Genomic DNA, 25,353 nt, shown 5'->3' with positions numbered 1-25,353 from the left:
GGGGTGTGACGTGTGGAAGGGACTGCCGTACGTGCGTCAGGCGCGCGCGAGCGCGCCGAGCACGGGGGGTCCCCGCCGTCCCACGGAGTGCGCCGGGAAGCGCGTACGGGCCCCGGCGGCCGCACGGAGCGACCGCAGCAGCGCCCGCGCCGGCCGGCAGGCCACCACGACCGAGGCCGCCGCCAGCCGCAGCGGGCGGAACGCGAACGCGGCCACCGCCCGCAGCAGCCGGCCCAGCGCCCGCTCGCCGTGGCGCAGCCAGGCGGCGGCCAGCAGCCCGACCGAGACATGGGCGCCGAGCAGCAGCCAGGGCGTGTACGGGCCCGGCGAGGACAGCAGCGCGGCCGCACCGGCCGGTCCGGTCACCTCGGCCAGCGGCCCGCCCACCGGCGTGCCGCCGCACAGGGCGTCCAGGCCCATGGCGCGCAGCGGGCCCGCGACGGGTCCGCCGGCCGGGCCGTAGCAGAGGTGCTGGCCGGTGGTGAAGACGGTGTCGGCGGCCAGCTCCAGCGGTACGAGCAGCCCCGCGATGGGACCGAAGCCCCGTTCGCGGCCCGCGAGCGCGTAGGCGATCGCGAACACACCCGCGAAGGCCCCGGCCACCAGCGCGGGCGGCAGCGGGACCTGGGACATCAGGACGTGCGAGCCCGAGGACAGCAGTACGACGAGCGCGCTGAACAGCGCGGCCCGCAGCCCCCTGAGTCCCGTCCCGGAAATGTCCATCCTCGCGAGTGTGCCATGCGTTCCTGTGGAACAGGCGTTCAGGGAGTGAGACGCCCGTTACGGAAGAGGTCCACGAAGATCTGGTGGTCGGCGCGCGCCCGGGCCCCGTACGCGTGGGCGAAGTCCACGAGCAGCCCCGCGAAGCCCTCCTCGTCGGCCGCGATCGCCGCGTCGATGGCCCGCTCGGTGGAGAACGGCACCAGGGACTGCCCGCTCTCGGCCTCGTCGGCCGACGCGTGCATGGTCGCGGTCGCCCGGCCCAGATCGGCGACGACGGCCGCGATCTCCTCCGGGTCGTCCAGGTCCGACCAGTCCAGGTCCACCGCGTACGGGGAGACCTCCGCGACCAGCTGCCCGGCCCCGTCCAGCTCCGTCCAGCCCAGCCACGGGTCGGCGTGCGCCTGCAGGGCGCGCTGCGAGATCACCGTGCGGTGCCCCTCGTGCCGGAAGTACTCCCGCACCGCCCGGTCCGTGATGTGCCGGGAGGCCGCCGGGGTCTGCGCCTGCTTGAGGTAGATCACGACGTCGTTCTCCAGGGCGTCGCTGTGGCCCTCCAGCAGGATGTTGTAGGAGGGCAGGCCCGCCGAGCCGATGCCGACGCCCCGGCGCCCGACCACGTCCTTGACCCGGTAGGAGTCCGGACGCACGAGGGACTCGTCGGGGAGGGTCTCCAGGTACCCGTCGAAGGCGGCCAGCACCTTGTACCGGGTGGCGGCGTCCAGCTCGATGGAGCCCCCGCCGGAGGTGAAGCGGCGCTCGTAGTCCCGTATCTCCGTCATGGAGTCCAGGAGGGAGAAGCGGGTCCGGGACCGGGCCGAGCGCAGCGCGCCCAGCAGCGGGCCCTCGGCGGTGTCCAGGGTGAAGGAGGGCACCTCCTCGTTCTTGGCCCCCGCGGCCAGCATGTGGATCCGCTCCCGGTAGGCGCCCGCGTAGGTCCGCACCAGCTCGCTTATCTGGCCGTCGCTGAGCGCCTTGGTGTAGCCGATCAGGGCGACGGAGGCGGCGAAGCGCTTCAGGTCCCAGGTGAAGGGGCCGACGTAGGCCTCGTCGAAGTCGTTGACGTTGAAGATCAGCCGGCCGTTGGAGTCCATGTACGTGCCGAAGTTCTCGGCGTGCAGATCGCCGTGGATCCACACCCGGCCCGTCCGCTCGTCCAGGTACGGGCCGCCGTGCCGGTCCCGCTCCAGGTCGGAGTAGAAGAGGCAGGCGGTACCCCGGTAGAAGGCGAAGGCCGAAGCCGCCATCTTGCGGAATTTGACCTGGAAGGCAGCGGGGTCGGCGGCGAGCAGCTCACCGAACGCGGTGTCGAAGACGTCGAGGATCTGCTCGGCGCGCTGCTCGTCGGTCGTCTCGGGGACCGCCATGGCGGGTTCCTCCTGGTGCACGGGCTGTTTCGGGTTCCGACCGACTGGACGCCGGATCGGCCCTCCTGGTTCTGCAACGCCCGACCGTACCGGTCAGTGCCCGCGATCTGTCACCCGGCCGACGTAGGATTCGAAGCTGCCCCCTCACCCCCCGCCGCCGGAGGACCCGCGCCGTGACCAAGCCGCCGTTCACGCACCTGCACGTCCACACCCAGTACTCACTGCTGGACGGTGCCGCGCGGCTGAAGGACATGTTCAACGCGTGCAACGAGATGGGCATGACGCACATCGCCATGTCCGACCACGGCAACCTGCACGGCGCCTACGACTTCTTCCACACCGCGCAGAAGGCCGGCATCACGCCGATCATCGGCATCGAGGCCTACGTCGCCCCCGAGTCCCGGCGCAACAAGCGGCGCATCCAGTGGGGCCAGCCGCACCAGAAGCGCGACGACGTCTCCGGTTCCGGCGGTTACACCCACAAGACGATCTGGGCGTCCAACGCCACCGGCCTGCACAACATCTTCCGGCTGTCCTCCGACGCGTACGCCGAGGGATGGCTCACGAAGTGGCCGCGGATGGACAAGGAGACCATCTCCAAGTGGTCCGAGGGCCTGATCGCCTCCACCGGCTGCCCGTCCGGCGAGGTGCAGACCAGGCTGCGCCTCGGCCAGTTCGACGAGGCCGTGCAGGCCGCCTCCGACTACAAGGACATCTTCGGCGAGGGGCGCTACTTCCTGGAGCTGATGGACCACGGCATCGAGATCGAGCGCCGGGTCCGCGACGGGCTGCTGGAGATCGGCAAGAAGCTCGGCATCCCGCCGCTGGTGACGAACGACTCCCACTACACCTATGCCAGCGAGGCGACCGCCCACGACGCCCTGCTCTGCATCCAGACCGGCAAGAACCTCTCGGACCCGGACCGCTTCCGCTTCGACGGCACCGGCTACTACCTGAAGTCGACCGACGAGATGTACGCGATCGACTCCTCGGACGCCTGGCAGGAGGGCTGCGCCAACACGCGGCTGGTCGCCGACCAGATCGACACCGAGGGCATGTTCAAGTTCCGGAACCTGATGCCGAAGTTCGACATCCCGGAGGGCCACACCGAGGTCAGCTGGTTCCGCGAGGAGACCATGCGCGGCATGCACCGCCGCTACCCCGGAGGCATCCCGGACGACCGGATGCAGCAGGCCGAGTACGAGATGGACACGATCATCTCGATGGGCTTCCCCGGCTACTTCCTCGTGGTCGCCGACTTCATCATGTGGGCCAAGAACCAGGGCATCGCGGTGGGCCCGGGCCGAGGCTCCGCGGCCGGCTCGATCGTCGCGTACGCCATGGGCATCACCGACCTCGACCCGCTCACGCACGGCCTGATCTTCGAGCGCTTCCTGAACCCCGAGCGCGTCTCCATGCCCGACGTCGACATCGACTTCGACGAGCGCCGGCGCGTGGAGGTGATCCGGTACGTGACCGAGAAGTACGGCGCCGACAAGGTCGCCATGATCGGCACCTACGGCACCATCAAGGCCAAGAACGCGATCAAGGACTCGGCCCGCGTCCTGGGCTACCCGTACGCCATGGGCGACCGGCTCACCAAGGCCATGCCCGCCGACGTCCTCGGCAAGGGCATCCCGCTGTCCGGCATCCTCGACCCGCAGCACCCCCGCTACGGCGAGGCCGGCGAGATCCGCGGGATGTACGAGAACGAGCCGGACGTCAAGAAGGTCATCGACACCGCACGCGGTGTGGAGGGCCTGGTCCGCCAGATGGGCGTGCACGCCGCCGGCGTGATCATGTCCAGCGAGACCATCACCGACCACGTGCCCGTCTGGGTGCGGCACACCGACGGCGTCACCATCACCCAGTGGGACTACCCGAGCTGCGAGTCGCTCGGCCTGCTGAAGATGGACTTCCTCGGCCTGCGCAACCTCACGATCATGGACGACGCCGTCAAGATGGTGAAGGCCAACAAGGGGATCGACATCGATCTCCTGGGCCTCCCGCTCGACGACGCCAAGACCTTCGAACTGCTCGGCCGCGGCGACACCCTCGGCGTCTTCCAGTTCGACGGCGGGCCCATGCGCTCCCTGCTGCGCCTGATGAAGCCCGACAACTTCGAGGACATCTCCGCCGTCTCGGCCCTCTACCGGCCGGGCCCGATGGGCATGAACTCGCACACGAACTACGCCCTGCGCAAGAACAAGCAGCAGGAGATCACCCCGATCCACCCGGAGCTGGAGGGGCCGCTCGAAGAGGTCCTCGCGGTCACCTACGGACTGATCGTCTACCAGGAGCAGGTGCAGAAGGCCGCCCAGATCATCGCCGGGTACTCGCTCGGCGAGGCCGACATCCTGCGCCGCGTGATGGGCAAGAAGAAGCCCGAGGAGCTGGCGAAGAACTTCGTCATCTTCGAGGAGGGTGCCCGGGGCAAGGGCTTCAGCGACGCGGCGATCAAGGCCCTCTGGGACGTCCTGGTCCCCTTCGCCGGATACGCCTTCAACAAGGCCCACTCGGCCGCGTACGGCCTGGTCTCCTACTGGACCGCCTACCTGAAGGCGAACTTCCCGGCCGAGTACATGGCCGGCCTGCTCACCTCGGTCAAGGACGACAAGGACAAGTCCGCGATCTACCTGAACGAGTGCCGCCGGATGGGCATCAAGGTCCTGCCGCCGAACGTGAACGAGTCCGAGCCGAACTTCGCCGCCCAGGGCGACGACGTGATCCTCTTCGGCCTCACCGCGGTGCGCAACGTCGGCACCAACGTCGTCGAGTCGATCATCAGGACCAGGAAGGCCAAGGGGAAGTTCTCCTCCTTCCCCGACTTCCTGGACAAGGTCGAGGCCGTCGTCTGCAACAAGCGCACCGTCGAGTCGCTGATCAAGGCCGGCGCCTACGACGAGATGGGCCACACCCGCAAGGGCCTGGTCGCGCACCACGAGTCGATGATCGACAACGTGGTCGCGGTCAAGCGCAAGGAGGCCGAGGGACAGTTCGACCTGTTCGGCGGGATGGGTGACGAGAACGCGAGCGACGAGCCCGGCTTCGGGCTCGACGTGGAGTTCTCCGACGTCGAGTGGGAGAAGTCCTACCTGCTCGCCCAGGAGCGCGAGATGCTCGGCCTGTACGTCTCCGACCACCCGCTGTTCGGCCTGGAGCACGTCCTCTCCGACAAGACGGACGCCGGTATCTCCCAGCTGACCGGCGGCGAGCACTCCGACGGCGCCGTCGTCACCATCGGCGGCATCATCTCGGGCCTCCAGCGCAAGATGACCAAGCAGGGCAACGCCTGGGCCATCGCCACCGTCGAGGACCTGGCCGGCTCCATCGAATGCATGTTCTTCCCGGCGACCTACCAGCTCGTCTCCACCCAGCTGGTCGAGGACACCGTCGTCTTCGTCAAGGGCCGCCTCGACAAGCGCGAGGACGTCCCCCGCCTGGTCGCCATGGAGATGATGGTCCCCGACCTCTCCTCGGCCGGCACCAACGCCCCGGTGGTCCTCACCATCCCCACCGTCAAGGTCACCCCGCCGATGGTGACCCGTCTGGGCGAGATCCTGCGCCACCACAAGGGCAACACCGAGGTGCGGATCAAGCTCCAGGGGCCGCGCACCACCACCGTGCTCCGCCTCGACCGGCACCGCGTCCAGCCCGACCCGGCGCTCTTCGGCGACCTCAAGGTGCTGCTCGGACCGTCCTGCCTGGCCGGATAGCGACCCCGCCGGAACGTGCGGAAGGGCCCGCCGGGTGTCACCGGGCGGGCCCTTCCGCATGCGGTCACGGCCGTCAGTTGTGGCCGAACTTCTTCTCCTTGCGCTTGTGCGCCATGTCCATCGGGCTCGGTGCCGACGAGGGCATCGACTCGGTCTCCGCCGAGCCCTTGCTCGTATCCTGCCCCGACCGGGGCTGCTGCTTGGCGGGCTGCTTCTGGTTCTTGTTCTTGGCCATGGTGGAACCTCCGTGAGGGTCTGGGGGCCAGGACCGCCTTCACACTCACACAACGCCAGAAACCGCGCATTTTGGATCATTACTGCGCGTAGCCGGGCCCCTCCGCCCCGTCGACCGTGAGATCCGCCACGCCGATGATCGAGTTCCGGCCTTCAACACCCTTGAGGTCGGGCAGACTCGGGGAACCGCCGCAAAGCACAGAGGACCCCCAGGGAAGAGGGTGGAACGCGTGGACCGCTGCGTCGTCCTGGTGGACGCCGGCTACCTGCTGGGCGCCGCCGCCAGCCTTCTCGCCGGGGAGCCCTCCCGCTCCCGGATCACCATCGACCATGCCGCCCTCATCCAGGGCCTGCGCGAGCGGGCCGAGGCCGACACCGAACAGCCCCTGCTGCGCATCTACTGGTTCGACGGAGCACCCGACCGGGTGCCCCAGCCCGAACACCGGCGGCTGCGCGTCATGCCCCGCGTGACCGTCCGCCTCGGCGCCCTGACCCGCAGCGACGGCCGCTGGGCGCAGAAGGGCGTCGACGCCGCCATGCACGCCGAACTCACCGAGCTCGCCCGCAACCGGGCCTGCTCCGACGTGGTCCTGGTCACCGGCGACGGAGACCTGCTGCCCGGCCTGATGTCCGCCAAGGAACACGGGGTCGCCGTCCACCTGTGGGCCGTCCAGGCCGCCGACGGCGACTACAACCAGTCCGAGGACCTCGTCGCCGAGGCCGACGAACGCCGCGTCCTGGACCGGGCCTGGATCACCCGGGCCGTCCGCGCCAAGGACCTCACCGGACTGTGCGCCCCGCCCCCCGCACCGCGCCCCGACATCGCCGCCATCCTCTCGGCCCCGCTGCCCGAGGCCGCGCTCGCCGAGGCCGCCCGCAACGGCGCCGCCGCCACCGGGCCGGAGGACCGCGACGGAGTCCCCGTACCGGCGCCCACCACCGCCGGGGGCAAGCCCGTACCCACCCCCAAGGACCTGGCCGGCGCCCTGCGCGCCACCGGCCAGCACAGCCACCCCCAGACCGGGCCGAGCGGCGCCCACGCCCCCGCCAGCGCCCTGCGCTGGTCCTCCGACAAGGGGTGGATCGACCGCGGAGGACCGCTGGGCGAACCCGCCGAGACCGCCTCGCTGCCCACCCTCGCCCAGCTCACCAGCGCCGAACAGCGCTGGGCGGACCGCGAGGAGGACATCACCACCGTCGGCGGGGACCCGTTCGAGGTGGGACAGGTGTTCGCCCGGCGCTGGATGGAACGGCTCCCGGAGGCCGTGCACCTGCAGAAGCTGGCCACGATGTACCCGCGGATCCCGCACCGCATCGACGGCGAACTGCTGCGCTACGCGGCCCGGTTCGGACTCCTCGCGCACAAGGACGACCAGATCGACGAACACGACCGGTACGCCATCCGCGCCGGGTTCTGGCGGGAGATCGACGTCCGCGCCGCCGCCGAACACGTGGCCGCCGTACCCGCCTCGGCACCCGTGGCCGCCCCCGGTGAGCTCGGGGCCCCGCTGACCCCGACGGCCGAGTAGGGCCGGGAACCCCGTAGGCTGCTCCCTCGTGAGTACGGGCACAGCACAGGCGCGAGAAGGCACGGCGGCGGCCGCGGGAGCGGCACCGGACGTCATCTGCGCGGTGCGTGACCTCGTCAAGACGTATCCCGCGGTACGCGGCCGCCGCGGGGCCCCCGCCCTGCCCGAGACCCGCGCCAACGACGGGATCTCCCTCGACGTCCGGCGCGGCGAGATCTTCGGACTGCTCGGCCCCAACGGCGCCGGCAAGTCCACCCTGGTCCGCCAGCTCACCGGCCTGATGCGGCCCGACTCCGGCTCCGTGAACCTGCTCGGCCACGACCTCGTACGCCACCCCGAGCGCGCCTCCCGACTGCTCGCCTACCTGGGGCAGGAGTCCACCGCCCTGGACGAGCTCACGGTGGCGCTGGCCGCCGAGACCACCGGGCGGCTGCGCGGGCAGGGCGTCCGCGCGGCCCGGGCGGCCCGCGACGCCGTACTGGAGGAGCTCGGGCTGACCCCGATCGCCGGACGGCCCCTGAAGAAGCTTTCCGGCGGCCAGCGCCGCCTCGCCTGCTTCGCCGCCGCGCTGGTGGGGGAGCGGCCCGTACTGGTCCTCGACGAGCCCACCACCGGCATGGACCCGGTGGCCCGGCGGGCCGTGTGGGCCGCCGTCGACCGGCGGCGCGCGCAGCACGGCACGACGGTCCTGCTCGTCACCCACAACGTCATCGAGGCCGAGACCGTCCTCGACCGGGTCGCCGTCATCGACCAGGGCAAGGTCATCGCCTGCGACACCCCGGCCGGACTGAAGGCCACCGTCTCGGGCGAGGTCCGCCTGGAACTGGTGTGGCGCGAGGCCGCCCCGCTGGAGGTCCCGGAGGTCGCCCGGCTGCGCGGCCAGGCCGTCGAGTCGGGGCGCCGCTGGGTGCTCCGGCTGCCGCCCGACGAGGCGAGGGCGGCGGTGGCCTCGGTCACCGGAGGCCCGGCCTTCGCCGCGCTCGACGACTTCACCCTGGCCACCCCCAGCCTGGAAGACGTGTACCTGGCCCTCGGTGGCAAGACGAAAGGGCTGGTGAAGTCGTGAGCGACCGCTCGACGGGGGCAGTCCGGGCAGCACTCGCGCCCGACGCCGTGCCGCCGGCCGCCGTGGGCACCGCCCCGGACGGCGCCACCGCGGGCCCCGCGCAGACGCCGCAGCCCGCGCCGCTGGCGCCCGGCGCCCGGTTCTTCCCCTCCCTGGCCGCCGTCTACCGGGCGCAGCTGTCCCGGGCCCGGGTGGCCCGGATCCCGCTGCTGTTCGTCGCCACCTTCCAGTCCGTCGGGATCATGATCCTGATGCGGGGCGTGGTCGACGGGGGCTCGGAGGCCCGCGCCGTCGTCGCCGGCTCCTCGGTGCTCGTCGTCGCCTTCGTCGCCCTGAACCTGCTCGCCCAGTACTTCGGGCAGCTACGGGCCGGCGGCGGGCTCGACCACTACGCCACCCTGCCCGTGCCGCCCGCGTCGGTGGTCCTGGGCGCGGCCGCCGCGTACGCCTCCTTCACCCTGCCGGGGACCCTGGTCACCGCCGTCTTCGGCTGCCTGCTGTTCGGGCTGCCGATGAGCGGGCTGTGGATCCTGGCCGCGGTGGTGCCGCTGGCCGGGGCCGCGCTGGCCGGACTCGGCGCGGCGCTGGGCCTGCTGGCCCCGCGGCAGGAGCTGGCCACCCTCGCGGGGCAGCTCGGCATGTCGGCGGCGCTGCTGCTCGGGGTGCTGCCGCCGGAGCGGATGCCCGAGGTGATCGTGTGGGCCCGGGACCTGCTGCCGTCCACCTACGGGGTGGAGGCGTTCGCGCGGACCTTCGAGCCGTCGCCGGACTGGGCCGCCGTCGTCTTCGACCTCGGCGTGTGCGGGGCCGTCGGAGTCCTCTCGCTCACCGTCGCGACCTGGGCGTACCGCCGGGCGGCCGTCCGCTGACGCGGTCCGCCGACGCCGCTTGCGGGCACACCTGGCACGATGTGGGGGTGACCGAAGCCGTGACCCCGCCGTCCCCCCTCGACCCGCCGTCGCTCCCGACCCAGAAGCCGGGAGCCGCCTCCGGGGCGATCACCCCGGAGGACGTCAGGGACGGGGCCGTCGTCGCCCTGCTCCTCGGGGCGGCCGGACTTCTCCTCGGCCTGCTGTGGCTGTGGCTGGCCCCCCGGGTCCAGTACGTCTCCAACGGGGAGGCCGTGTTCCTGCGCAACAGCGAGAGCGAGGCGCGGATCGCCTCCGACGGCACGTTCTTCCTGCTGTCGCTGGGGCTGGGCGTGCTCAGCGCCGTCGGCACCTTCCTGTGGCGCCGGGCCGGCGGTGTGCCGCTGGTGATCGGGCTCGCGGTCGGGTCCGTCTTCGGGGCACTGGTGGGGTGGCGGTTCGGGCTGTGGCTGGGGCCGTCGTCGGACCTGGTGGCGGCCGCGAAGCAGGCGGGCAAGGGGGTGCCGTTCGACGCGCCGCTGGAGCTCCTCGCGCACGGGGCGCTGCTGGCGTGGCCGATGACCGCAGTGCTGCTGCATCTGGGGCTGACCGCCGTGTGGACGCCGCGGGATCCGGATCCCGAGCCCGTGTTCGCCTGGTCGGGGCCCTACCAGGCGCCGACGACGCCGCCCGCCGATGCGGCGCCGTCTGCCCCGGAGGCCCCGCGCGCCTGACCCTCCCGGGGGACGGGCGGGCCGCTGCGCGGAGCCTGCCCCGCCCTCTCTCCGTTTCCCGGGGCTCCGCCCCGGACCCCGCGCCTCACACTCCCCCAGCTACCGCTGGGAGGTACCCCCTGGCGAGGCTAGTTCTGGCGGGCGATCGGAGCCACCGTGGCCGAGGTGAGGGCGGTCAGGTCCGACGGGGAGAGCTCGATCTCCAGGCCGCGGCGGCCCGCCGAGCAGCAGATCGTCGGATGCGCCGAGGCCGAGGCGTCGATCACCGTACGCAGCCGCTTGCGCTGACCCAGCGGGGAGATGCCGCCGAGGACGTAGCCCGTGGTGCGCTCCGCCAGAGCCGGGTCGGCCATCGCCGCCCGCTTGCCGCCGACCGCCGTCGCCAGGGCCTTGAGGTCCAGGGACCCCGAGACCGGGACCACCGCCACCGTCAGCACGCCGTCCACGTCGGCGACCAGGGTCTTGAACACCTGGGCCGGCGAGACGCCGAGCGCCTGCGCGGCCTCCTCCCCGTACGAGGGATGGGCCGGGTCGTGTTCGTACGCGTGCGTGGTGAACGCGACGCCCGCCGCCGTCAGGGCGACGATCGCCGGGGTGCCTGCCGCCTGTTTGGTCTTCTTCGCCATCGGTGTGCGCTCAGTTCGGGCTCGTCGGGGCACGGGTCAGGTCCACCGCCGGCAGGGACGGGAGGTGGCGGATCACCGCGGTCTCCGTGCGCAGCAGCTTCAGCTCCTCCGCCAGCCGGGTCGCGGTGTCCGGTGCCTGGAGCAGCCGCTGCTTCGCCGGGATGTCCAGCACCGCCGCCGCGGCCACCAGGTACGAGACCACCGAGGGCTCGTCGGGGAGCTCCGCGCCGGTCAGGGACCGCTCACGCGCACCGGCCAGCCGCTTCTGGTAGTTGCGGAAGGCCCGCAGCACCCCCTCGGCCAGCACGCCCGCGCCGTCGCCCGCGTCCTCCGGGAGCTCTTCCAGCTCCGCCGTCAGGAAGGGGCCCGAGGCGTCGACCGAGACCAGGCGGACCCGCGTCGTACCGGTCGCCAGGACCTCGAAGCTGCCGTCCTCCCGCTCCCGGACCGTCGCCGCGTCGGCGATGCAGCCCACCCGGTGGAAGGCCTGGATCGGGTCGGGGCCGAAGCCCGCCGCCGGACCCCGCTCCGGCAGGGCCGTCTGGTCCGGCAGACCGGGCGCGGTCGGCGCGACCTCCCGGCCGTCGCGGATCGCGACGACCGCGAAACGGCGCGGCTCGTCCTCGCCCGCCTTCAGCAGCTCGCGCATCATGGCGCGATAACGCTCCTCGAAGATGTTCAGCGGGAGGACGAGTCCCGGGAACAGCACCGAGTTCAGCGGGAAGAGGGGCAGGCGAACGGTGGTCACGAGGCACAGGGTAATCGCCCGGACCACCGAGGGTGTCCGGCGTTTGAGGGGCGGACGGCGTCACGTCCGCGATCCGCCGGCCGACCCCCGCTTCCGTCACCCCCGCCGCAGCAGCCGGGAGGCCCCCGCCGCCACCGTCGTGGCCAGGATCCAGCCCATGACGACCAGGCCCGCCGCCCCCCACTGCCAGCCGCCCTCCAGCTTCCACTGCCCCTGCTGACCGAGGTCGATCACCGGGAGCAGCAGGTCCAGCGCGTACAGGGCGGCGCTCCACTGCGGATGTTCGTCCGCCTTGATCGCCGGCGGGTCGAGCTGGGAGAACAGCAGCGCCCCCGCCGCCCACAGCACCGCCATCCACAGCGCGGCCCGGCCCGGCCGGTAGCCGTAGACCACCGTCCAGTCCTGCAGGTACCCCCACGCCTTCGGCCCCGGCGGCAGCGTGGCCCGGCGCCGCCGCTGCTTGGCCAGCAGCACCTCGCGGGCTTCCTGGTCCTCGCCGCTCGCCCGCAGTACGGCGGCCAGGCGCTCGTACGGCTCCGGCGAGTACTCGGGAGTGGCCGCCGCCACCCACTCCAGACGGCGGGAGAGCGGGAAGTGGCCCCGGGGCGCGAGGTTCTCGTAGACGAACCCCTCGATGGACAGCCCACCCTGGCCCGGCCAGCTCGTGGAGGTGTCGACGAGCTTGACGACCTTGGCCCCGGACACGACCACCCGCCCGTGCTCCGGCCGCTCGCCGACGAAACGGAACTCGGGCGTCTGGATCCGGCGCAGGGATATCTCCTGCTCGGGCGTGAGCGTGAACCGCGCCCCGTAGAAGTCGATGGCGTCGCCGAAGCGGCCGTCGTCCAGCCGCAGCCCGCCCCGGCACTCGAAGCGCTGGGCCCGCTGACCGCGCGCGGGCGTCGCCGCGAGGCCGTACGGAGGGGTCGAGGAGCCCCCGCCCGCCGCGGCGTAGTCCAGGGCGATCGAGGTCAGGTACAGGGTGCGCTCGACCGTCAGCTGCGGGGCGTTCAGCGCGAACCGCCCGTACGGGTTGCGCAGGCGGGCCCCGCGCAGGTTCATCGACACGCCGACCTTCGCCCCGCGCAGACTCACCTCCCCGTACGTCTCCAGCAGCTCCCCCTGTAAGTCCTGCGCGACCGACATCCCGTCCGCGGCGATCGCCCGCCCCTTGTTGTCCCGCTGCACCACGGCCTGGCTGACCAGCAGGTCCGTACCGATCTGCGCGTCGGTCAGCCGGATCCCGCGCGCCACCCGGCAGCGCGGCAGGTGCAGATCCCCCTCGGTGTGCAGCCGGGCGGCCTCCAGCCGCGGTATCGCGCAGTTGATCAGGCGCAGCGTGCCGAAGCGGGCCTCCGACAGCTGGATCTCGCTGTCGAAGCGGCAGGACTGGAGCTCCACGTACGGGGCCACCGCCCCACCGGACAGTTCCAGCCGCCCGCTGATCCGCACCCCGCGCAGCTTCAGGGACGCCACCCGGCCCGGCACCGGCGGCGGCCCGTGCAGCAGCAGCCGGGCCACCACCCGGGCGCGGACGCTGCGCTCGGGCCCCCACACGTGCTCGGCGTGCGGATCGTCCCGGTCGGCGGCGCGCGTGCTGAGATCGCAGACCACGCCCGTTCGGTACGCGTCCCACATGCGGCGTTCGGAAGCGGTGAGATCCGCCGGTTCCTCGTCCGTGCGCGCCTCGGTCACGGCGGCCCCCCTCCGCTGTCATCTCCGTGTAGGGGAACGCTATCGGGCGCCTGTGACATCCGGGACCCGTATCAGCCAGTGATACGGGCGGACGGTGGCGTGAAGCGGTCTGAGAGAATTGTGAGGTGATCTCTCGTATCGACCTGCGCGGTGACACCCTCCCCGAGGGTGGCGCCCTGCGCGATCTGCTGCCCCGTGCCGAGTTCGACGTAGCAGCCGCCCTGGAGAAGGTGCGGCCCATCTGCGAGGACGTCCATCATCGTGGCACGGCGGCGCTGATCGAGTACGCGCGGAAGTTCGACGGGGTCGAGCTCACGCAGGTCCGAGTGCCCGCGGAGGCCGTCAAGGCCGCCCTGGAGCAGCTGGACCCGGCCGTCCGCGCCGCCCTGGAGGAGTCGATCCGGCGCGCCCGGATCGTGCACCGCAACCAGCGCCGCACCGAGCACACCACCCAGGTGGTCCCCGGCGGCACCGTGACCGAGAAGTGGGTACCGGTGGAGCGCGTGGGGCTGTACGCCCCGGGCGGCCGCTCGGTGTACCCGTCCTCCGTCGTCATGAACGTCGTACCCGCCCAGGAGGCGGGCGTCGGGTCGATCGCGCTCGCGTCCCCGCCGCAGAAGGAGCACGGCGGGCTCCCGCACCCGACGATCCTCGCCGCGTGCGCGCTGCTCGGCGTGGACGAGGTGTACGCGGCGGGCGGTGCGCAGGCCGTGGCGATGTTCGCCCACGGAACCGAGGAGTGCGCGCCGGCCAACATGGTGACCGGCCCCGGCAACATCTGGGTCGCCGCCGCCAAGCGCTACTTCACCGGGAAGATCGGCATCGACACCGAGGCCGGCCCGACCGAGATCGCCGTCCTCGCCGACTCCACGGCCGACCCGGTGCACGTCGCCGCCGACCTGATCAGCCAGGCCGAGCACGACCCGCTGGCCGCCGCCGTGCTCGTCACCGACTCCGCGGAGCTCGCGGACGCCGTCGAGAAGGAGCTGGAGCCGCAGGTCGCCGCGACCAAGCACGTCGAGGACCGGATCAAGCCGGCGCTGGCCGGCAAGCAGTCCGCGATCGTCCTGGTCGACAGCCTGGAGGACGGCCTCAAGGTCGTCGACGCGTACGGCGCCGAGCACCTGGAGATCCAGACCGCCGACGCCGCCGCCTGGGCCGCCCGCGTCCGCAACGCCGGCGCGATCTTCGTCGGCCCGTGGGCCCCGGTCTCCCTCGGCGACTACTGCGCCGGCTCGAACCACGTCCTGCCCACCGGCGGCTGCGCCTGCCACTCCTCGGGCCTGTCCGTGCAGTCCTTCCTGCGCGGCATCCACATCGTCGACTACACCCGCGACGCCCTCGCCGAGGTCACCCACCACGTGGTGACGCTGGCCGAGGCCGAGGACCTGCCCGCGCACGGCGCCGCCCTGAAGGCGCGCTTCGGATGGAAGGTGCCCACCCAGTGAGCTTCGGCATCGACGACCTGCCCATCCGGGACGAGCTGCGCGGCAAGACCCCGTACGGCGCCCCGCAGCTCGACGTGCCCGTCCAGCTGAACACCAACGAGAACCCGTACGAGCTCCCCGCGGAGCTCGTCGCGCGCATCGCCGAGCGCGTCGCCGAGGCGGCCCGCACCCTCAACCGCTACCCCGACCGGGACGCGGTCGAACTGCGCACCCAGCTGGCCGCCTACCTCACCCGTACCGGCAAGCACCCGGTCGCGCGGGAGAACGTCTGGGCCGCCAACGGCTCCAACGAGGTCATCCAGCAGCTGCTGCAGACCTTCGGCGGCCCCGGCCGCACCGCGCTCGGCTTCGAGCCCTCCTACTCGATGCACGCGCTGATCTCCCGCGGCACCGGCACCGGCTGGATCTCCGGGCCCCGCCGCGAGGACTTCACCATCGACGTGGAGGCGGCCGAGCAGGCGATCACCGAGAACGCCCCCGACGTCGTCTTCGTCACCTCGCCCAACAACCCCACGGGCACCGCGGTCGAGGCCGAGACGGTCCTCGCCCTCTACGAGGCGGCGCAGGCGGTCAAGCCGTCCCTGGTGATCGTCGACGAGGCGTACGTGGAGTTCAGCCACCGGGACTCGCTGCTGCCCCTCATCGAGGGCCGCCCGAACCTGGTGGTCTCCCGGACCATGTCCAAGGCCTTCGGCGCGGCCGGTCTGCGCCTGGGCTACCTGGCGGCGCACCCCGCCGTCGTCGACGCCGTGCAGCTGGTGCGCCTGCCGTACCACCTGTCGGCCGTCACCCAGGCCACCGCACTGGCCGCCCTGGAACACACCGACACCCTGCTGGGCTACGTCGAGCAGCTCAAGGCCGAACGCGACCGCCTGGTCGCCGAACTGCGGGCCATCGGCTTCGAGGTCACCGAGTCCGACGCGAACTTCATCCAGTTCGGGAAGTTCGAGGACTCGCACACCGCCTGGCAGAAGATCCTCGACCAGGGCGTCCTGGTCCGTGACAACGGCGTACCGGGATGGCTGCGGGTCACCGCGGGCACCCCGGCGGAGAACGACGCGTTCCTGGAAGCGGTTCGCGCACTGAAGAAGGAGCAGCACGCATGAGCCGCATCGGACGGGTCGAACGGACCACCAAGGAGACCTCGGTCCTCGTCGAGATAAACCTCGACGGCACCGGCCAGGTCGACGTCTCGACGGGCGTGGGCTTCTACGACCACATGCTCGACCAGCTCGGCCGCCACGGCCTCTTCGACCTCACCGTCAAGACCGAGGGCGACCTGCACATCGACAGCCACCACACCATCGAGGACAGCGCCCTCGCGCTGGGCGCCGCCTTCAAGCAGGCCCTCGGCGACAAGGTCGGCATCTACCGCTTCGGCAACTGCACCGTGCCGCTCGACGAGTCCCTCGCCCAGGTGACCGTCGACCTGTCCGGCCGCCCCTACCTCGTGCACACCGAGCCCGAGAACATGGCGCCGATGATCGGCACGTACGACACGACGATGACCCGGCACATCTTCGAGTCCTTCGTCGCGCAGGCCCAGATCGCCCTGCACATCCACGTCCCGTACGGGCGCAACGCCCACCACATCGTGGAGTGCCAGTTCAAGGCCCTCGCCCGGGCCCTGCGCTACGCCGCCGAGTTCGACCCGCGCGCGGCCGGCATCCTGCCCTCCACGAAGGGCGCCCTCTAGCCGTGAACGGCCTGAACACCATCCTGATCGTCCTCGGCCTGTTCCTGGCCGGGGGCGTCTACTCCTTCCAGAAGCAGAAGATGCCCAAGTCGGTCATCATCCTGCTGGCCCTCGCCTCCGCGATGTGCCTCGCCGCAGGAGTCCTGCGAATCCAGGGAATTTGGGAATGAGCGCAGTCCGCCCCACCAAGAACGTCGTCGTCTTCGACTACGGCTTCGGAAACGTCCGCTCCGCCGAGCGGGCCCTCGCCCGCGTCGGCGCGAACGTCGAGATCACCCGCGACTACGACAAGGCCATGGACGCCGACGGACTCCTCGTCCCCGGCGTCGGCGCCTTCTCCGCCTGCATGCAGGGCCTCAAGGAAGCCCGCGGCGACTGGATCATCGGCCGCCGGCTCTCCGGCGGCCGCCCGGTCATGGGCATCTGCGTCGGCATGCAGATCCTCTTCGAGCGCGGCATCGAGCACGGCGTCGAGACCGAGGGCCTGGACGAGTGGCCCGGCACGGTCGGCCCGCTCAAGGCCCCGGTCGTCCCCCACATGGGCTGGAACACCGTCGAGGCCCCGGCCGACAGCCAGGCCTTCGCCGGACTGGACGCCGACGCCCGGTTCTACTTCGTGCACTCCTACGCGGCGCACGACTGGAACCTCGAAATCACCAACCCGGCGATCCGCGCCCCCAAGGTCACCTGGGCCACCCACGGCGAACGCTTCGTGGCGGCGGTGGAGAACCGGGCCCTGTGGGCCACGCAGTTCCACCCCGAGAAGTCCGGCGACGCCGGCGCCCAGCTCCTCACCAACTGGATCGAGACCCTGTGATGACCGCACCCACGCTCGAACTCCTGCCCGCGGTCGACGTCCGCGACGGCCAGGCCGTCCGCCTCGTGCACGGGGTCTCCGGCAGCGAGACCTCCTACGGCTCCCCGCTCGACGCCGCCCTCGCCTGGCAGCGCTCCGGCGCCGAATGGCTGCACCTGGTCGACCTGGACGCCGCCTTCGGCACCGGTGACAACCGCGCCCTCGTCGCCGAGATCACCCGCGCCATGGACATCAAGGTCGAACTGTCCGGCGGCATCCGCGACGACGCCTCGCTCGCCGCGGCCCTCGCCACCGGCTGCACCCGCGTCAACCTCGGCACCGCCGCCCTGGAGACCCCCGAGTGGGCCGCCAAGGCCATCGCCGACCACGGCGACAAGATCGCCATCGGCCTCGACGTGCGCGGCACCACCCTCAAGGGCCGCGGCTGGACGAGCGAGGGCGGCGACCTCTACGAGACCCTCGCCCGCCTGGACTCCGAGGGCTGCGCCCGGTACGTCGTCACGGACATCGGCAAGGACGGCACGCTGACCGGCCCCAACCTGGAGCTGCTGAAGAACGTCTGCGCCGCCACCGACCGGCCCGTCGTCGCCTCCGGCGGCATCTCCTCGCTCGACGACCTGCGGGCGCTGTCCGAGCTGGTCCCGCTGGGCGTCGAAGGCGCGATCGTCGGCAAGGCCCTGTACGCCAAGGCCTTCACCCTGGAAGAAGCCCTGAAGGTGGTCTCCGCATGAGCAGCTCCCCCGACGTCCGCCGCATCTCCTCCGGCGGCCCCTACGAGGACGTCATCGGCTACTCGCGCGCCGTGGCCCTCTCCAACGGCCTGGTCCTGGTCTCCGGCTGCACCGCCGCCGACGCGGGCGGCCCGTACGACCAGACGGTCAAGGCGTTCGAGGTCGCCTTCAAGGCGCTCGCCGAGGCCGGTCTGGGCCCCGAGGACGTGGTCCGCACCCGCATGTACCTCACGCACGCCCGGGACGTCGACGAGGTGGGCCGCGCCCACAAGCAGCTCTTCGACACGGTCCGGCCCGCCGCGACCATGCTCATCGTCTCCGGCTTCGTCGACCCCAGCATGGTCGTCGAGGTGGAGGTCGAGGCGTACAAGGCGGTGGCGGAATGACCCTCGCCGTACGCGTGATCCCCTGCCTGGACGTGGACAACGGCCGGGTCGTCAAGGGCGTCAACTTCCAGAACCTGCGCGACGCGGGTGACCCGGTGGAGATGGCCAAGCTGTACGACGCCGAGGGCGCCGACGAGCTGACCTTCCTCGACATCACCGCGTCCTCCGGGAACCGCGAGACCACGTACGACGTGGTGCGCCGCACCGCCGAGCAGGTCTTCATCCCGCTCACGGTGGGCGGCGGCGTCCGCACGGCCGACGACGTCGACAAGCTCCTGCGCGCGGGAGCGGACAAGGTGGGCGTCAACACGGCCGCCATCGTCCGCCCCGAGCTGATCCGGGAGATCGCGGAGCGCTTCGGCCGGCAGGTCCTCGTCCTCTCGGTCGACGCCCGCCGCACCGCCGCCGGGACCTTCGAGGTCACCACGCACGGCGGCCGGCAGGGCACCGGCATCGACGCGGTCGAGTGGGCGCACCGGGCGGCCGAACTGGGCGCGGGCGAGATCCTGCTCAACTCGATGGACGCGGACGGTACGAAGGACGGCTACGACGTCGAGATGATCGCGGCGGTGCGCAAGCACGTCACGGTCCCGGTGATCGCCTCGGGCGGCGCGGGCCGGCTGGCCGACTTCGCCCCGGCGATCGAAGCGGGCGCGGATGCGGTGCTGGCGGCGTCGGTCTTCCACTTCGGCGACCTGCGCATCGCCGAGGTCAAATCCGCCCTCCGCGAAGCGGGCCACCCGGTTCGCTGACCCTACCGCTGCCGGTGCCCTGGCCGGGCGGTGAACGGGTCCGGGCCGTGGCCCTGGCCGGGCCGCTGCCCTGGCCGGGCGGTAAGCGGGTCCGAGCCGCTGCCCTGGCCGCCGGGTGGTGCGGGTTCTTTTCCGGGTGTGGGCCCGGTGGCCGCGCCTCAAGCGCCGGCGGGGCTGGGGTGGTTCGTCCTGGGCGGGGTTCGGTCCGTCGGGGGTGTGGGGTGTTGCCCCTCCGGGGGCTCTCCTCGGCTCGCGCCTGCGGCCGTGGTCCAGCCGTGCCACCTGGGTTGCGCGCTCGTCCTGCGGGGAGCCCCCGGAGTGTCCCCACCCCGCGCTTCCCGGCCGCCCGGCCGTGGTGGGGGTGTGGGGACGGTGGGGGGTGTCCCCGCAGGACGAGCGCGTACCGCCGGGTACAGCCGAGACACCGGGTACCGCGCGAGCCGAGGAGACACCCGCCGGCGGCGCCGCACCCCCACCACGGCCGGGCGGCCCACCCCAGCCCCGCCGGCGCTTGAGGCGCGGCCACCGACCCGCACCCGGGAACGAAGGGCCACCACCCCAAGACCGGCCGGCCAGAGCACCAGCGGCCACCGGCCCGACCCCGGGGCAAAGGGGCAGCGCTTCAAGACCCCCGGCCAGGGCAACGGCGGCCACCGGCCCGACCCCGGGGGCAGAGGGGCAGCGCCCCGAGAGCACGGTCGGGCGGCGCCGCCAACCCCGCCCGGCCAGGGCACCCGTACCGGCTTCGACCGGTCAGGTCACAGCCCCAGTTCGGCCACCGTCAGCTTGGCGACGGCCGAGCTGTCACCGTCCAGCGACACCGACGCCGCCGCCTGACGGCCGAAGCAGAACAGCGTCAGCTCCGCCGGCTCGCCCGTCACCGTCACCACCGGCGCGCCCTTGCGGGCCACCACCGTCCGCCCGTCGGGACGCCTCAGCACCAGGCCCACCGGCGACCGGCGCCCCGTCAGGCGCGCCAGCTTCTCCAGCCGGGACCACAGCGCGTCGGAGAACACCGGGTCGACGTCCCGCGGGGACCAGTCCGGCTGCGCCCGGCGGACGTCCTCCGCGTGGACGTAGAACTCGACCGCGTTCGCCGCCTCGTCGATCTGCTTCAGGGCGTACACCGACATCCTCGGCGGGCCGGTCCTGATCAGCTGGATCAGTTCCTCGTACGGCTTGGCCGTGTACTCCTCCATCGCCTTGTCCAGGCGGGCCTTCAGCACGTTCAGCAGCAGGCCGCCCGCCGCGTCGGGCCGCCGCTCGCGGACCACCACGTGCGCGGCCAGCTCGCGACAGGTCCAGCCGGCGCACAGCGTGGGGGCCTCCGGACCGGCCGCCTCCAACAGATCCGCCAGGAGCAGGCGTTCACGCTTCGCATGGGTAGACATGCGGGCCAGCCTACGGCCGGAAGGCACCCGGCACCCGCTCATCAGGCGGACATGGATCATTCCGCCCACCCACGCCCGGCACAATGGCTCCATGAGTACGTCCCCCCGCCCCGGCAACCTCGACCCCGCCATCGCCGCGCGCCTCAAGCGCTCCGCGGACGGGCTGGTCCCGGCCATCGCCCAGCAGTACGACACCGGTGAGGTGCTCATGCTCGGCTGGATGGACGACGAGGCCCTGCACCGCACCCTGACCACCGGCCGCTGCACCTACTGGTCCCGCAGCCGCCAGGAGTACTGGGTGAAGGGGGACACCTCCGGCCACTTCCAGCACGTGAAGTCCGTCGCGCTCGACTGCGATGCCGACACCGTGCTCGTCCGGGTCGACCAGGTCGGAGCGGCCTGCCACACCGGGGCACGCACCTGTTTCGACGAAGATGTCCTCCTCCGCGCAGCCGACTAGGTAGGGTCCCCCGAAATGGATCTTGAGACGTTCCGCAAGCTCGCGGCCGACCGCCGCGTCATCCCCGTGAGCCGCAAGCTGCTGGCCGACGGGGACACCCCCGTCGGGCTCTACCGCAAGCTGGCAGCCGAACGCCCCGGCACCTTCCTCCTGGAGTCCGCCGAGAACGGCCGCTCCTGGTCCCGGTACTCCTTCATCGGGGTCCGCAGCGACGCCACCCTGACCGCCCGGGACGGCCGGACGCACTGGATCGGCACCCCGCCCGTGGGCGTACCCACCGACGGCGACCCCCTCGACGCCCTGCGCGCCACGGTCGAGGCCCTGCACACCCCCCGTGACCTCGCCGGCGGCATGCCGCCCTTCACCGGCGGCATGGTCGGCTACCTCGGCTACGACATCGTGCGCCGCCTGGAGCGCATCGGCGAGCACACGGCCGACGACCTGGAGCTGCCGGAGCTGACCATGCTGCTCACCTCCGACCTGGCGGTCCTGGACCACTGGGACGGCACCGTCCAGCTCATCGCGAACGCCATCAACCACAACGACCTCGATTCCGGGGTCGACGAGGCGTACGCGGACGCCGTGGCCCGCCTCGACGCGATGCAGGCCGACCTCGCGCGGCCCGCCCCGTACACGCCGGCCGCGCTGCCCGCCTCCGAGCTGCCCGAGTTCTCCGCCCTGTGGGGCGGCGAGAAGTACCAGGCGGCCGTCGAGGACATCAAGGAGCGCATCCGGGCGGGCGAGGCCTTCCAGGTGGTGCCCTCGCAGCGGTTCGAGACCCCCTGCCATGCCTCCGCGCTGGACGTCTACCGGGTACTGCGGGCCACCAACCCGTCCCCGTACATGTACCTCTTCCGCTTCGAGAACGGCTTCGACGTGGTCGGCTCCAGCCCCGAGGCGCTGGTCAAGGTCGAGGACGGGCGGGCCATGGTCCACCCCATCGCCGGCACCCGCCACCGCGGCGCGACCCCGCAGGAGGACAACGACCTCGCCGACGAGCTGATGGCCGACCCGAAGGAGCGCGCCGAGCACCTGATGCTCGTCGACCTGGGCCGCAACGACCTCGGCCGGGTCTGCGAGCCGGGATCGGTGGAGGTCGTGGACTTCATGTCGATCGAGCGCTACTCCCACGTGATGCACATCGTCTCCACCGTGACGGGGCGCGTGGCCGAGGGGAAGACCGCCTTCGACGTGCTCACCGCCTGCTTCCCGGCCGGCACCCTGTCCGGCGCGCCCAAGCCCCGCGCCATGCAGATCATCGAGGAGCTGGAGCCCTCCCGCCGCGGCCTCTACGGCGGCTGCGTGGGCTACCTGGACTTCGCCGGGGACTCCGACACGGCCATCGCCATCCGTACCGCGCTGCTGCGCGACGGTACGGCGTACGTGCAGGCCGGAGCCGGTGTCGTCGCCGACTCGGTGCCCGAGCTGGAGGACAACGAGTGCCGGAACAAGGCGGCCGCCGTGCTGCGCGCGGTGGGAGCGGCGAACCGCCTGACCGGCTCCTGAGGGCGTAAGGGATAGTGGGGTACGTGAGTGCCGTACCCCCGCCCCGAAACGACGCCGACGCCGAGACCCAGCCCGAGGCTCCCGACGGTCGCGGCGGCCGCCGCAGCGTGGCCGTCGCCCTGCTGCTCGGCGCCCTCGGCGCCACCGTCGTCCTGCTCGCCTCCGGCCGGACCTGGGCCCGCGGGACCGCCGCCCTCGGCAGCGACTCGCTGCAGCTGACCGCCGACGGGCGGGCCGTCACCGGCCTCCCCGCGGCGCTGGCCATCGTGGGCCTCGCCGCACTGGTCGCCGTCTTCGCCGTCCGCGGCAGGAGCCGGCTGCTGGTGGCGGGGCTGCTCGCGCTCAGCGGCCTGGGCGCTGCCCTGTCGGCCGTGTTCGGCGCCGACGGCCGTCGTGCGCTGGACGCGCAGGCCGCCCGGACGACCGCCGACAGCGCCGCGCACGTGGCGGGTCTGACCCAGACGACCTGGCCCTACGTCACGGCCGCGGGCGCGATCCTGATCCTGGCGGCCGGTCTGCTGGCGCTGCGCTTCGGCCGGAGCTGGCCCTCCATGGGAGGCCGCTACGAGCGTGACGGAAGCCCGCGTGCCCGGACTGTCGCAGCGATTGATCCGGACCGGCCGGAAGATCTGTGGAAGGCTCTGGACCGCGGCGAGGACCCGACCACCGACCCGGGCGCCGACCGGGCCCCCTGACCCGACCCCCCTGGACGGCGAAGCCGCCCGGTACGGGACAATGGTCGCCGAGCGTCCGACACAGACCGCACGTTCGACACAGCAGCGCGACAGAGCAACGAGGAGCAACTCATGGCGGGCAGCAGCCACGGACACACCCCGGCCGCCTGGACCGGTGTCATCATCGCCTTCATCGGTTTCTGCATCTCCGGCGCCTTCATGGTGCTCGCGAACCCGCTGGGCTTCTGGGCCGGCCTTGTCGTCGTCGCGCTCGGCGGTGTCGTCGGCCTGGGGATGCGGGCCGCGGGCATGGGCACGCCGAAGCCCGCCCACAAGGACCTCGCCGAGGTCATCGCCGCTTCCAAGGTTCCCGCCAAGGCCTGAGCGCGCGAGCGACACAGCCGAAAGGCGCGGCCCCGCCGGGCTGCGCCTTTTGTCATGAGCGGAGAGAATCAGCAGGTGGACGCCTCTCGTACCCCCGATGCCCCGCCGTCACCGGCTCCCGTGCCCGCGGAGCCGGGGCAGCCCGCCGAGCGGCCGTCCCGGGCCCGGCGGCTCGCCGTCCCGGTGCTCTACCTGGCCGGGGTCACCGCGGCCTTCGCGTACGTGGGTGCGGTGGATCCGAACGAGCCCGGCCACTACCCGGTGTGCCCGCTGTTCCGGCTGACGGGCGTCCTGTGCCCGGGCTGCGGCGGCCTGCGCAGCGCGCACGCCTTCGCACACGGGGATCTGGTCACCGCTCTGGGGGCGAACGCGTTCGCGGTCGTGGGCTATTTCGTGTTCGCGGGGTTCATGGCCCTGTGGCTGGTCCGCGCGTTCCGCGGCGGTCCGGCCCCGAGGATCGTCCTGCGGCCGCGGTACTGGTGGGCGCTCGGCGTGCTGGCACTGGTTTTCGCCGTTGTCCGAAATCTCTCTTTCGGCTCAGCGCTGGCGCCCTGAGCCCTCTGGGCAGGCCCTATGGCGCACGGATTCCGGATGTCCAGTTACTGGGACGACGTCAACCGGGTGCGGAGGGCAACGCCTCCTGCGGATACCATTTGAATGCCGACCTTGCTGTTGTACTTGTCTGCAAGGCGGCCGACCGTCATCGACCCGGAAGGGGGCCGCTCGCGTGAGTGTGCTCGACGAGATCATCGAAGGGGTCCGCGAAGACCTTGCCGAACGGCAGGCCCGCGTGAGCCTCGACGAGCTCAAGGAGCGTGCCGCCAAGGCGCCCCAGGCCAAGGACGGCGTCGCTGCCCTGCGCGGCGACAGCGTCAAGGTGATCTGCGAGGTCAAGCGCTCCAGCCCGTCCAAGGGCGCGCTGGCCGCCATCGCCGATCCGGCCGGGCTCGCCGCCGACTACGAGGCTGGCGGTGCGGCGGTCATCTCCGTCCTCACCGAGCAGCGCCGGTTCGGCGGCTCGCTGGCCGACCTGGAGGCCGTCCGCGCCCGCGTGGACATCCCGATCCTGCGCAAGGACTTCATCGTCACGGCGTACCAGCTCTGGGAGGCCCGCGCCTACGGCGCCGACCTCGTCCTGCTGATCGTCGCGGCCCTGGAGCAGGAGGCCCTCGTCTCCCTCATCGAGCGGGCCGAGTCCATCGGTCTCACCCCGCTCGTCGAGGTCCACGACGAGGAGGAGGTGGAGCGCGCGGTCGCCGCCGGTGCCAAGATCATCGGCGTCAACGCCCGCAACCTCAAGGACCTCAAGGTCGACCGCTCCACCTTCGAGCGCGTCGTCGGCGAGATCCCGGACCACATCGTCAAGATCGCCGAGTCCGGCATCCGTGGCCCGCACGACCTGATCGCCTACGCCAACGAGGGCGCGGACGCCGTCCTCGTCGGGGAGTCCCTGGTGACCGGCCGCGACCCGAAGGCGGCCGTGGCCGACCTCGTCGCCGCCGGCGCCCACCCCGCCCTGCGCCACGGGCGGAGCTGACCCCTGCCCATGGCCCACGACCGCTTCTCCGTCCGCACCCGGCCGGGCTCCCGCCCGGTCGCCGTGCCGACGGCGCACGCGCCCCTGGCGCGCGGCTGCCGCCCCCGCGGCTGCCGCGCCCCGGCCCGGCGTGTGCACGGGCGGCGGGTCCGGTACGTGATCGGCTCCGAGCCCGGTCAGGTCAACGGCATGCGATGGCGCCGCGGAGGCGCGCTGTAACGAGGGCCGCAGCGGCCCGGTACGCCGGACGTACCGCGCCGCGCGCAGCTCTCGTACGGCCTGACGTCC

At 72.3% G+C, this 25,353-nt stretch carries 27 protein-coding genes; 20 read left to right on the top strand and 7 right to left on the bottom strand.

From position 1 onward, the window contains the following. Positions 1-36: 36 nt before the first annotated feature. Together DEJ51_RS08545 and DEJ51_RS08540 are read right to left on the bottom strand one after the other, a co-directional pair. Complete coding sequence (locus tag DEJ51_RS08545) at positions 37-723, bottom strand: hypothetical protein (protein ID WP_150257054.1); 687 nt, start codon at positions 721-723, stop codon at positions 37-39. 38 nt (positions 724-761) lie between these two features. Then, complete coding sequence (locus DEJ51_RS08540) at positions 762-2,087, bottom strand: DUF2252 domain-containing protein (RefSeq protein ID WP_150257053.1); 1,326 nt, start codon at positions 2,085-2,087, stop codon at positions 762-764. Positions 2,088-2,260: 173 nt separating this feature from the next. Between DEJ51_RS08540 and dnaE the strand changes: the two genes are divergently transcribed. Then, positions 2,261-5,803 carry a DNA polymerase III subunit alpha gene (gene dnaE, locus DEJ51_RS08535; protein ID WP_150257052.1) on the top strand — a complete coding sequence of 1,181 codons (3,543 nt, stop codon included), beginning with the start codon at positions 2,261-2,263 and terminating at the stop codon, positions 5,801-5,803. A gap of 73 nt (positions 5,804-5,876) precedes the next feature. On the opposite strand, the gene DEJ51_RS34450 is transcribed toward dnaE, so the two are convergent. After that, positions 5,877-6,038: a hypothetical protein gene (locus DEJ51_RS34450; RefSeq protein WP_190620260.1), complete on the bottom strand. Its 162-nt coding sequence runs from the start codon at positions 6,036-6,038 to the stop codon at positions 5,877-5,879. A 220-nt stretch (positions 6,039-6,258) separates the two neighbouring features. Between DEJ51_RS34450 and DEJ51_RS08530 the strand changes: the two genes are divergently transcribed. From DEJ51_RS08530 to DEJ51_RS08515, 4 genes are all read left to right on the top strand, one after another. Continuing rightward, positions 6,259-7,566, top strand: a complete 1,308-nt coding sequence (locus tag DEJ51_RS08530; protein WP_223835714.1) for an NYN domain-containing protein — start codon at positions 6,259-6,261, stop codon at positions 7,564-7,566. A gap of 94 nt (positions 7,567-7,660) precedes the next feature. Then, positions 7,661-8,632: an ABC transporter ATP-binding protein gene (locus tag DEJ51_RS08525; protein ID WP_150261769.1), complete on the top strand. Its 972-nt coding sequence runs from the start codon at positions 7,661-7,663 to the stop codon at positions 8,630-8,632. 62 nt (positions 8,633-8,694) lie between these two features. Next, complete coding sequence (locus DEJ51_RS08520; protein WP_223836149.1) at positions 8,695-9,501, top strand: ABC transporter permease; 807 nt, start codon at positions 8,695-8,697, stop codon at positions 9,499-9,501. Positions 9,502-9,548: 47 nt separating this feature from the next. Further along, positions 9,549-10,214, top strand: coding sequence for a hypothetical protein (locus DEJ51_RS08515; RefSeq protein ID WP_223835713.1), 666 nt, complete (start codon positions 9,549-9,551; stop codon positions 10,212-10,214). Positions 10,215-10,342: 128 nt separating this feature from the next. Here the strand turns inward: DEJ51_RS08515 and ybaK are convergent, their stop codons facing one another. From ybaK to DEJ51_RS08500, 3 genes are all read right to left on the bottom strand, one after another. After that, a complete protein-coding gene (gene ybaK, locus DEJ51_RS08510) occupies positions 10,343-10,840 on the bottom strand; it encodes a Cys-tRNA(Pro) deacylase (protein WP_150257050.1) in 498 nt (165 codons plus the stop codon). Between the two features lie 10 nt (positions 10,841-10,850). Continuing rightward, the gene (locus DEJ51_RS08505) at positions 10,851-11,588 is read right to left on the bottom strand and encodes an LON peptidase substrate-binding domain-containing protein (RefSeq protein WP_150257049.1); all 738 of its coding nucleotides are present in this window, start codon (positions 11,586-11,588) and stop codon (positions 10,851-10,853) included. Positions 11,589-11,684: 96 nt separating this feature from the next. After that, complete coding sequence (locus DEJ51_RS08500; RefSeq protein WP_411757293.1) at positions 11,685-13,283, bottom strand: oxidoreductase; 1,599 nt, start codon at positions 13,281-13,283, stop codon at positions 11,685-11,687. Between the two features lie 125 nt (positions 13,284-13,408). Here DEJ51_RS08500 and hisD point away from each other — a divergent pair, with 125 nt between their 5' ends. Genes hisD through hisF form a run of 8 tightly spaced genes read left to right on the top strand, consistent with a single transcriptional unit; the run spans position 13,409 to position 19,113 of the window. Beyond that, positions 13,409-14,731, top strand: a complete 1,323-nt coding sequence (gene hisD / locus DEJ51_RS08495; RefSeq protein ID WP_150257048.1) for a histidinol dehydrogenase — start codon at positions 13,409-13,411, stop codon at positions 14,729-14,731. Further along, complete coding sequence (locus tag DEJ51_RS08490) at positions 14,728-15,837, top strand: histidinol-phosphate transaminase (RefSeq protein WP_150257047.1); 1,110 nt, start codon at positions 14,728-14,730, stop codon at positions 15,835-15,837. The genes hisD and DEJ51_RS08490 overlap by 4 nt, the downstream gene beginning before the upstream one ends. Further along, positions 15,834-16,427, top strand: a complete 594-nt coding sequence (gene hisB, locus DEJ51_RS08485) for an imidazoleglycerol-phosphate dehydratase HisB (protein ID WP_150257046.1) — start codon at positions 15,834-15,836, stop codon at positions 16,425-16,427. The genes DEJ51_RS08490 and hisB overlap by 4 nt, the downstream gene beginning before the upstream one ends. A gap of 2 nt (positions 16,428-16,429) precedes the next feature. Continuing rightward, entirely contained in the window at positions 16,430-16,597 is a 168-nt protein-coding gene (locus tag DEJ51_RS34445) for a hypothetical protein (RefSeq protein ID WP_030009964.1), read from the top strand. Then, positions 16,594-17,244, top strand: a complete 651-nt coding sequence (hisH, locus tag DEJ51_RS08480) for an imidazole glycerol phosphate synthase subunit HisH (protein ID WP_150257045.1) — start codon at positions 16,594-16,596, stop codon at positions 17,242-17,244. The genes DEJ51_RS34445 and hisH overlap by 4 nt, the downstream gene beginning before the upstream one ends. Further along, the gene (priA, locus tag DEJ51_RS08475) at positions 17,244-17,975 is read left to right on the top strand and encodes a bifunctional 1-(5-phosphoribosyl)-5-((5-phosphoribosylamino)methylideneamino)imidazole-4-carboxamide isomerase/phosphoribosylanthranilate isomerase PriA (RefSeq protein ID WP_150257044.1); all 732 of its coding nucleotides are present in this window, start codon (positions 17,244-17,246) and stop codon (positions 17,973-17,975) included. The genes hisH and priA overlap by 1 nt, the downstream gene beginning before the upstream one ends. After that, the gene (locus tag DEJ51_RS08470; protein ID WP_150257043.1) at positions 17,972-18,361 is read left to right on the top strand and encodes a RidA family protein; all 390 of its coding nucleotides are present in this window, start codon (positions 17,972-17,974) and stop codon (positions 18,359-18,361) included. The genes priA and DEJ51_RS08470 overlap by 4 nt, the downstream gene beginning before the upstream one ends. Next, positions 18,358-19,113 carry an imidazole glycerol phosphate synthase subunit HisF gene (gene hisF, locus DEJ51_RS08465; RefSeq protein WP_150257042.1) on the top strand — a complete coding sequence of 252 codons (756 nt, stop codon included), beginning with the start codon at positions 18,358-18,360 and terminating at the stop codon, positions 19,111-19,113. The genes DEJ51_RS08470 and hisF overlap by 4 nt, the downstream gene beginning before the upstream one ends. 758 nt (positions 19,114-19,871) lie before the next feature. On the opposite strand, the gene DEJ51_RS08460 is transcribed toward hisF, so the two are convergent. Beyond that, the gene (locus tag DEJ51_RS08460) at positions 19,872-20,504 is read right to left on the bottom strand and encodes a TIGR03085 family metal-binding protein (protein WP_150257041.1); all 633 of its coding nucleotides are present in this window, start codon (positions 20,502-20,504) and stop codon (positions 19,872-19,874) included. A 91-nt stretch (positions 20,505-20,595) separates the two neighbouring features. Here DEJ51_RS08460 and hisI point away from each other — a divergent pair, with 91 nt between their 5' ends. The 7 genes from hisI to trpM all read left to right on the top strand — a co-directional run bounded on the left by hisI (position 20,596) and on the right by trpM (position 25,284). Then, positions 20,596-20,964, top strand: coding sequence for a phosphoribosyl-AMP cyclohydrolase (hisI, locus tag DEJ51_RS08455; RefSeq protein WP_150257040.1), 369 nt, complete (start codon positions 20,596-20,598; stop codon positions 20,962-20,964). Positions 20,965-20,979: 15 nt separating this feature from the next. Beyond that, positions 20,980-22,470, top strand: coding sequence for an anthranilate synthase component I (locus tag DEJ51_RS08450; RefSeq protein ID WP_150257039.1), 1,491 nt, complete (start codon positions 20,980-20,982; stop codon positions 22,468-22,470). 14 nt (positions 22,471-22,484) lie between these two features. Further along, a complete protein-coding gene (locus DEJ51_RS08445) occupies positions 22,485-23,165 on the top strand; it encodes a TIGR02234 family membrane protein (RefSeq protein WP_150257038.1) in 681 nt (226 codons plus the stop codon). Between the two features lie 111 nt (positions 23,166-23,276). Further along, positions 23,277-23,528 carry an HGxxPAAW family protein gene (locus tag DEJ51_RS08440; RefSeq protein WP_150257037.1) on the top strand — a complete coding sequence of 84 codons (252 nt, stop codon included), beginning with the start codon at positions 23,277-23,279 and terminating at the stop codon, positions 23,526-23,528. Between the two features lie 54 nt (positions 23,529-23,582). Next, on the top strand, positions 23,583-24,083 hold the full coding sequence (locus tag DEJ51_RS08435) for a DUF2752 domain-containing protein (protein WP_150257036.1): 501 nt from the start codon (positions 23,583-23,585) through the stop codon (positions 24,081-24,083). A gap of 172 nt (positions 24,084-24,255) precedes the next feature. After that, a complete protein-coding gene (gene trpC / locus DEJ51_RS08430) occupies positions 24,256-25,065 on the top strand; it encodes an indole-3-glycerol phosphate synthase TrpC (protein WP_030012837.1) in 810 nt (269 codons plus the stop codon). Positions 25,066-25,074: 9 nt separating this feature from the next. After that, positions 25,075-25,284: a tryptophan biosynthesis modulator TrpM gene (gene trpM, locus DEJ51_RS08425; RefSeq protein WP_150257035.1), complete on the top strand. Its 210-nt coding sequence runs from the start codon at positions 25,075-25,077 to the stop codon at positions 25,282-25,284. Positions 25,285-25,353 lie beyond the last annotated feature (69 nt).

Origin of the sequence: Streptomyces venezuelae (genome assembly GCF_008642275.1) — a bacterium.
Taxonomy (GTDB): Bacteria; Actinomycetota; Actinomycetes; order Streptomycetales; family Streptomycetaceae; genus Streptomyces; species Streptomyces venezuelae_E.
Note: the sequence above shows the minus strand (reverse complement) of the source record. Positions and strands in the feature narration are given on the sequence as shown.

Coding starts and splice junctions, on each gene's coding strand:
- DEJ51_RS08545 (WP_150257054.1), bottom strand. CDS start 723: ATGGACATTTCCGGGACGGGACTCAGGGGGCTGCGGGCCGCGCTGTTC.
- DEJ51_RS08540 (WP_150257053.1), bottom strand. CDS start 2,087: ATGGCGGTCCCCGAGACGACCGACGAGCAGCGCGCCGAGCAGATCCTC.
- DEJ51_RS34450 (WP_190620260.1), bottom strand. CDS start 6,038: ATGGCCAAGAACAAGAACCAGAAGCAGCCCGCCAAGCAGCAGCCCCGG.
- ybaK (WP_150257050.1), bottom strand. CDS start 10,840: ATGGCGAAGAAGACCAAACAGGCGGCAGGCACCCCGGCGATCGTCGCC.
- hisB (WP_150257046.1), top strand. CDS start 15,834: ATGAGCCGCATCGGACGGGTCGAACGGACCACCAAGGAGACCTCGGTC.
- hisH (WP_150257045.1), top strand. CDS start 16,594: ATGAGCGCAGTCCGCCCCACCAAGAACGTCGTCGTCTTCGACTACGGC.
- priA (WP_150257044.1), top strand. CDS start 17,244: ATGACCGCACCCACGCTCGAACTCCTGCCCGCGGTCGACGTCCGCGAC.
- DEJ51_RS08470 (WP_150257043.1), top strand. CDS start 17,972: ATGAGCAGCTCCCCCGACGTCCGCCGCATCTCCTCCGGCGGCCCCTAC.
- hisF (WP_150257042.1), top strand. CDS start 18,358: ATGACCCTCGCCGTACGCGTGATCCCCTGCCTGGACGTGGACAACGGC.
- DEJ51_RS08460 (WP_150257041.1), bottom strand. CDS start 20,504: ATGTCTACCCATGCGAAGCGTGAACGCCTGCTCCTGGCGGATCTGTTG.
- hisI (WP_150257040.1), top strand. CDS start 20,596: ATGAGTACGTCCCCCCGCCCCGGCAACCTCGACCCCGCCATCGCCGCG.
- DEJ51_RS08450 (WP_150257039.1), top strand. CDS start 20,980: ATGGATCTTGAGACGTTCCGCAAGCTCGCGGCCGACCGCCGCGTCATC.
- DEJ51_RS08440 (WP_150257037.1), top strand. CDS start 23,277: ATGGCGGGCAGCAGCCACGGACACACCCCGGCCGCCTGGACCGGTGTC.
- DEJ51_RS08435 (WP_150257036.1), top strand. CDS start 23,583: ATGAGCGGAGAGAATCAGCAGGTGGACGCCTCTCGTACCCCCGATGCC.
- trpM (WP_150257035.1), top strand. CDS start 25,075: ATGGCCCACGACCGCTTCTCCGTCCGCACCCGGCCGGGCTCCCGCCCG.